Genomic DNA, 7,253 nt, shown 5'->3' with positions numbered 1-7,253 from the left:
TCCATCAGTTCCCTGGCCTGGATCTCCATGGCGTGCGCGTTGCGCAGGCCGACGATGAAGGTATCGCGTGCGGTGTTGGTGGCCATTTGTGCTTCCTTGGATTTGCCTGCTCCCGTCGAGCGCTCAACCGCGGCGGCGCACGATCGTTCCTAGCGCGGCGACGCCCCCGCGATGCTCGCCCCGCCGGAGACTACAGTGCCTCGATCACGACAATCCCCTCATTCGCGCGCAGCAGGATCGGGCCCTCGACCTGCTCAACGGCGCGATCCAGATGCGTCGAGATCAGCCGGATGCCCTCGCCGCAGGCCCATTGCCGCGGCTCGTTCGCGATGTTCAGGCCGACCGACATCCGGGTCTGGCCTTGGCAGCGCCGATAACACAACACATCGTTGCGGGCGCGACGGGGCTGGTAGTCGCCGTCGACCAGACAGGGGTGCTTTCGCCTGAGTTCGATCAATTGCCGATAAAGCTGCAGCAGCGAGCGCTCGTCGCGCTGCTGCTGCTCCACATTGCAGGACCGGTGATCCTGCATCGGCAGCCAGGGCTTTCCGGCGGTGAAGCCGCCGCCCTCGCTGCCGTCCCAGCGCATGGGCGTGCGCTCCGGATCCCGGCCAAGGCCAAAACCCGGCACCAGTTTTTCGAAAGGATCCTGCACGCTCTCCCGGGGCAGGGGAGAGCGTTGCTTGCCGAGTTCGTCGCCCATGTACAGGAACGGCGTTCCCCTAACTGTCAGCAGCAGCATCGCGAGCACGCGCGCCTGGGCCGGGCCGATCCTGCTCGCGACCCGTTGTTTGTCGTGTCCGCCGATCACCCAGTCCGGCCAGGCTCCTTTGGGCAGCGCATTGAAATAGGCATCGATGGTCGCCTGCAGCGACAGCGCATCCCATTGCGAATCGAGCAGCGCAAAATTGAGCGGCAGGTGCAGGCGCGGCTTGTCCGAGCCGTAGAAATGACCGATGCGGTCGGTCTTGCCCTGCACCTCGCCGCACAGCACGCGTCCGTCATACTCATCGAGCACCTCGCGGAGCATCTCGATGCAACCCATCGTCTCCGGCCGATCGTCGGTGAACACAGGGGTAAAGCGTTGCGGCGGCGGCGTCTCCTTGCCCGCGTCCGGATTGGGCGGATTGTCGCGCAGCAGATCATCCTTGATCAGTACCGCGCTGGCATCGACGCGGAAACCGTCGACGCCGCGGTCGAGCCAGAAGCGCATCACGTCCGCAAGCGCTTCTTGCAGGCGCGGATTGCGCCAGTTCAGGTCCGGCTGCTGCGTCAGGAAGGTATGACAGTAGAACTGCCGCCGCGCCTCGCTCCACTCCCATGCGGTGCCGCCGAACCGGCTCAGCCAGTTGTTCGGCGGCCCGCCATTGGCGGCGCCATCGGCCCAGAGATACCAGTCGGCCTTGTCGCCAGTCCGCGACAAACTGCTCTCGACGAACCAGGGATGCTCGCTCGACGTATGATTAGGCACGAAATCGAGAATCAGGCGGATGCCCGCATCGTGGAGGGCATGCAACACGCGATCGAAATCCGCGAGCGTGCCGAAGGTCGGGTCAACCGCGCGGAAATCGGCGATGTCGTAGCCGAAATCGCCCATGGGGCTCGGGTAGATCGGCGTCAGCCACACCGCGTCGACGCCCAGCCATGTCAGATAATCGATGCGCTGCAGAAGTCCGGCCAGGTCGCCCTTGCCGTCGCCATCGGAGTCCTGGAAGGAAACCACGGCGAGCTCGTAGATGACCGCCCGCCGCCACCAGCCATCGCCCCGGTCAAGTCCCACGTACTGCGCTCCCTTCATCGACGCAACCTTTGCCGGTCCCGAATGTTCCTAGAGCAGCCTGGGACCGTGGTCGGCGCCCGCAGGGGCGAAGGGCAGGGTCCCGCCCAGCGCGCCCAAGGGACATGCTGGGAAATGGCAATGAATGCGACGCTGTGGTGGCAGGGCGGCATCTTCTATCAGGTCTATCCGCGGTCCTATCAGGACTCCAATGCCGATGGCGTCGGCGACCTGCCGGGCCTCATCGCGCGACTGCCGTATCTCAGGCAACTCGGCGTCGACGCGGTGTGGCTGTCCCCGATCTTTCCCTCGCCGATGGCCGATTTCGGCTACGACATCTCGGACTACACCGGCATCGATCCGGTGTTCGGCACGATGGCGGATTTCGATGCCTTGATCACCGCCGCGCACGCGAGCGGACTGAAGCTGATCCTCGACCTAGTGCCGAACCACACCTCTGACCGGCATCCCTGGTTCCTCGAGAGCCGAAGCTCGCGCGACAATTTTCGGCGCGACTGGTACATCTGGCGCGATGGCGCGCCGGACGGCGGGCCGCCGAACAACTGGTTGTCGGAGTTCGGCGGCAGCGCGTGGCAACATGACGCTGCGACCGGACAGTACTACTATCATGCCTTCTTGTCGCAGCAGCCGGACCTGAACTGGCGCAATCCGCAGGTTCGCCACGCGATGCACGACGTGATGCGGTTCTGGCTCCGCAGGGGTGTGGACGGCTTTCGTGTCGACGTCATCTGGCACCTGATCAAGGATGCGCAGTTCCGCGACAATCCGGCGAACCCGAACCATCGTCCGGGCCATCCGCCGAATGAAGCTCTCCTGCCGCTTCATACGACCGACCAGGACGAAGTTCACGACGTGATCGCCGGGATGCGCCGCGTCATCGACGAGTTCGATCAGCGCGTGTTGATCGGCGAGATCTATTTGCCCATTGAGCGGTTGGTTGCCTATTACGGCAAGAACCTGCTCGGCGCGCATCTGCCGTTCAACTTTGCCCTGCTGTCGGCACCCTGGAATGCGAGGAGCATCGAGAGCATCATTGCCGAATATGAAGAGGCGCTGCCCCCTGGCGCCTGGCCGAACTGGGTCCTGGGCAATCACGATCGCCCGCGGATCGCGAGCCGCGTCGGGCCGGAGCAGGCGCGGGTCGCGGCGATGCTGCTGCTCAGTTTGCGCGGCACGCCGACGCTCTATTATGGCGACGAAATCGGCATGCGTCAGGTCGCGATCGCGCCCGGTCAGGTCCGCGATCCCTTCGAGAAGAACGTCCCGGGCCTCGGTGTCGGCCGCGATGGCTGCCGCACGCCGATGCAATGGGATGCGGGCCCGAATGCCGGTTTCTCGAATGGCGTGCCGTGGCTGCCGCTCGCCGACGATTTCGCCCGCGAGAACGTCCGCAATCTCGACGCCGATCCGGCCTCGATCCTCAATTTGTACAAGGCGCTGATCGGTTTGCGAAGGCAACATCAGGCGCTGATCTCCGGCAGCTATCAGCCGATCGCCGCGAAAGAGGATCTCCTGATCTACCGGCGTGCCGGCGAATCCAATTCCGTCCTGGTGGTGCTGAATTTTGGAGATGATCCCGTCGAGCTCGTCTCCGCGGAAATCGGACTTAAGGGCGAACTCCTGCTGTCCACCGTTATGGATCGCACGGGCGAGAAGATCGCCGGATCGCTCGACCTGCGCGGCAATGAGGGCGTGATGATCCTGACGCCTCGCACCGGTTGACCCGTTCGGCCGCTCGGATGCGACGCGGGCATCGCACCTCGGATTGCCGGCCCGCCCCGTGGAACGAACGGCGGGGCCACTCATTGCCCTTGACCCTATCAACGCAGACGACACATCAAACTCGTGAGCGTCTCGCTTGCCGTCCCACCTTTTCATGGAGGAATGACCATGCGTCGCCTCGCTGCTACTCTCCTGCTCGCGCTGTCCGTCGCGACGCTGACGAGCACTCCGTCCGCAGCACAGATCCAGGACCGATACTGCCTGCAAGGGCGGACATGGGGGTATCCCGGAAACTGCCAATTCTCGACCTACCAGCAGTGCATGGCCACCGCGTCCGGCACCGATGCCTATTGCGGAATCAATCCGATGCACGCTTTTGCGCGCCAGCGGCAAGGCGGGTATCGGAGCTATCATCACTACGGCTATCGGCCATATTGAGTGGCGCGGCGTGAGCACCACGGGGGCTAGCTCTTTCCGGGCAATGCATAGGCGCGGACATAGTCGCCCAGTTTGGTCCCGAAGGAGCCGTGTCCGCCATCGATGGTGACGACATATTGCTTGCCGCCGGCCTCATAGGTCATTGGGGTCGACTGGCCGCCGGCCGGAAGGCGATCTTCCCAGAGCAGCTTGCCATCGTCCACGTCGAAGGCGCGGATATAGTCATCCATGGTTCCCGTGAGAAAGGCGACGCCGCCTGCGGTGACCATCGGCCCGCCCAGCATGGGAACGCCGAGCCTGAAGGGAAGCGGCAGCGGCGCCTCATCGCGGATCGTGCCGACGCGATGCTGCCAGACGATCTTGTTCGTCTTCAGATCGAGCGCGGCGATCGAGCCCCATGGCGGCGCCATACAGGGGATTTTCAGCGGCGACAGAAAGATGCCGAGGTCGACGCCGTAGGGCGTGCCATACATCGGCTGCACGCCGAGCTCCGTGCCCGGCGGGTGCGCGGCGTTGGGGGCTGCGGGATTGTCCGCGCCGCGCGGCACGAGGCGCGAGATGAACGGGATCGATTGCGGATTGGCGATCGCGATCTGCCGCACCGGATCGACGGCGATGCCGCCCCATTCGAACATGCCGAAATCGCCGGGATAGACCAGCGTGCCCTGTTTGGAGGGCGGCGTGAACGGCCCCTGATAGCGTAGCCGCCTGAATTTGACGCGGCAGATCAGCTGGTCGAACATCGTGCTGCCCCACATCTGGGCCTCGCTCAGCATCTCCTTGGGACGGAACGACAGATCCGAAAACGGCTGGGTCGGCGCGGTCCGGTCACCGGGCGCCGCGCCCTGCGGCACCGGCTGCTCCGGCGCCGGCACCAAGAGATGGCCATCGCGCCGGTCGAGCACAAAAATGTTGCCGGTCTTCGCAGGGATATAGATCGCCGGCACCACGCCCTGCGCGCCGCGCAGGTCCACGAGACTTGGCTGCGACGGCATGTCCATGTCCCAGAGGTCGTGATGCACGTTCTGAAAAAACCAGCGCAGCTTGCCGGTCGCGATGTCGAGGGCGACCAGCGCGGAATCGTAGCGCTCCTTGTCCGCGCTGCGGTTGCCGGCCCAGATATCCGGCGAGCTCGAGCCGAGCGGCTCGTAGACCAGGCCAAGCTTCTCGTCGACGGAGGCGACCGACCACGCATTCGGCGAGCCTGCGGTGAAATGATGCGTCGCCGACGGCATCTCGTTGGGATCGCCGTTGCCCGCATCGAAGGCCCAGATCAGCCGGCCGGAATAGATGTCGAAGCCGCGGATCGCGCCCGACGGCACGCGATCGGAATAATTGTCGATCACCGCGCCGGCCACGATCAGGATCTTGTCGGTCGTAACAGGCGGCGAAGTCCCCTCATAGAAACCAAGCGTCTTGATCTCGTTGCCTTCCTTGAGATCGATCTGGCCCTGATTGCCAAAGCCCTCGCAGGGCTTGCCGGTGTCGGCGTCGAGCGCGAACATCCGGCCGTCATCGGTCGGCAGGAACAGCCGTCTTGGACATTCGCCCGGCGCCGGCGCGCCGTCGGCCGTGGTGGCCCCCGGCGCGGTCTCGTGATAGGCGACGCCACGGCAGGTCATGTGCTGAAAGTTCTTGTTGTGCTCGATCTGCGGATCGAATTTCCAGCGCAGCTTGCCGGTCGCAGCTTCCAGCGCGAACACGATCTGGTGCGGCGAACAGGTGTAGAGCAGAGCGCCGATCTTCAGTGGCGTCGCCTCGTTGGTGAACTCGTCGGGATCGTCAGGCCCCTTGCGGTCGCCGGTCTCGAACTGCCAGGCCAGCTTCAGGTCCTTGACATTGTCCTTGGTGATCTCGCGGAGATCCGAATAGCGCTGACCAAACCCGTTGCCGCCGTAAGCGGTCCAGTCGACCTTGACGGGCGCGGCAGCCGCGCGGTCCACGGCATCGGCGCTTGCGCTCGCCGCCGGCAATATACCGGCGAGATCGAACCGATCGGCGCTGAGGGACACCCCGAGCACCACGACCGCGACCGCGAGCACGGCGACGAGTGCCCACCGCGCGATGCGCCAACCCGGCGAGAGACGTGCTGCGATGAACGGAAACAGCAGCCAGATTCCGAGCGGCACGAGCACGTCGCCGCGCGGCGCCAGCGACCAGAAGTCGAGCCCGACTTCCCAGATCGCCCAGCCCATCGTGGCGAGCAGCAGCGCGGAGTACAGCCAGAGCGCTTCCGCCCGTCGAACGGCCAGCAGCCATGCCGTGACGAGCAGCGCGATGCCGGCGATCAGGTAGTAAGGCGAGCCGCTCAGCGAAACCAGCCAGACGCCGCCGGCAGCGAGCGCGATGCCCATGATGGCGACCACGACCGCGGTGAGCATGACCAAGACGCTGCGGCGCATTTCGGGTGCTACGGCCATGACGCTCGCCTCCAATTCTCGATCGATGTGGCACCTCGGACGTGCAGAGCAGAGAACATTCCGCCGACACCGAGGTTCCCTCGCGTGCAGCGTACGGCATGGTTGCGCGAGGCCCAGCCATGATGTGACTCATTGCGCTATCGCAGGGTTGTGATAGGAGCTCCGCAATCGTGGGCGATGCCATGAAGGCCACGATCCAAAGCTCGCGGTCGGACATTTCAGCGCGGCAGGAGGAGACATGACGGCGGTCAGGGGAAGCTGCCTATGTGGCAAGGTTGCGTTCGAGGTCGAGCGGCCCTTCGATGCTTTTTTGAACTGCCACTGCTCGCGGTGCCGGAAGGCGAGTGGGACCGCGCATTCCTGTGAGGTGATCGTCAAGGCCGCGGCGCTGCGATGGCTGCGCGGCGAGACCTCGGTGGTGCGCTTCGACCTGCCGACCGCGCGAAGCTTTGCGACCGCGTTCTGCAAGAACTGCGGCTGTCCGATGCCGCATCTGACGCGGAGCGGGCGCGAGGCGATCATTCCGGCCGGCGGGTTCGACGCGCCGCTCGGCGCCGCGCCGGACCGCCACATGCATTGGGCCTCGCGCGCGGACTGGTACGTCCATGGCGACGGCTTGCTGGTCGAGGAATAGCGCGCGATGAGTTCAATGCGAACGCTCCCGGTGCCGCTGATGGGTGGGCGTCTCGTCATGCAATGGGGATGGCGGCGTTTCTTCATGGTTGCGTTTGGCATCATGGCCGCCTCGACCAAGTGGGCCGTCGGCCGTCCGGTCCGGGGCCGTCCTTGCGCAGCGGGGAGAACTAACAAAGGTTAAGACCGGCTTTCATGCGAGGTTCATCTGCGCCTGCCATGATGGCCGCGTTCCTCAACCG

5 protein-coding genes are annotated in these 7,253 nt (G+C 64.9%); 3 read left to right on the top strand and 2 right to left on the bottom strand.

All coding sequences use genetic code 11. From position 1 onward, the window contains the following. Positions 1-190: 190 nt before the first annotated feature. A complete protein-coding gene (locus JOZ76_RS25580; protein ID WP_291703371.1) occupies positions 191-1,780 on the bottom strand; it encodes an alpha-amylase family glycosyl hydrolase in 1,590 nt (529 codons plus the stop codon). A gap of 138 nt (positions 1,781-1,918) precedes the next feature. Here JOZ76_RS25580 and JOZ76_RS25575 point away from each other — a divergent pair, with 138 nt between their 5' ends. Next, on the top strand, positions 1,919-3,520 hold the full coding sequence (locus JOZ76_RS25575) for an alpha-amylase family glycosyl hydrolase (protein WP_441300092.1): 1,602 nt from the start codon (positions 1,919-1,921) through the stop codon (positions 3,518-3,520). A 168-nt stretch (positions 3,521-3,688) separates the two neighbouring features. Next, positions 3,689-3,958 carry a DUF3551 domain-containing protein gene (locus tag JOZ76_RS25570; protein ID WP_291703367.1) on the top strand — a complete coding sequence of 90 codons (270 nt, stop codon included), beginning with the start codon at positions 3,689-3,691 and terminating at the stop codon, positions 3,956-3,958. 26 nt (positions 3,959-3,984) lie between these two features. Here the strand turns inward: JOZ76_RS25570 and JOZ76_RS25565 are convergent, their stop codons facing one another. Further along, complete coding sequence (locus tag JOZ76_RS25565) at positions 3,985-6,378, bottom strand: membrane-bound PQQ-dependent dehydrogenase, glucose/quinate/shikimate family (protein ID WP_291703365.1); 2,394 nt, start codon at positions 6,376-6,378, stop codon at positions 3,985-3,987. A gap of 238 nt (positions 6,379-6,616) precedes the next feature. Here JOZ76_RS25565 and JOZ76_RS25560 point away from each other — a divergent pair, with 238 nt between their 5' ends. Further along, positions 6,617-7,012 carry a GFA family protein gene (locus tag JOZ76_RS25560; RefSeq protein ID WP_291703363.1) on the top strand — a complete coding sequence of 132 codons (396 nt, stop codon included), beginning with the start codon at positions 6,617-6,619 and terminating at the stop codon, positions 7,010-7,012. Positions 7,013-7,253 lie beyond the last annotated feature (241 nt).

This window comes from Bradyrhizobium sp., from assembly GCF_019244115.1.
GTDB lineage: Bacteria > Pseudomonadota > Alphaproteobacteria > Rhizobiales > Xanthobacteraceae > Bradyrhizobium.
This window is presented reverse-complemented; position numbering and strand designations above follow the sequence as displayed.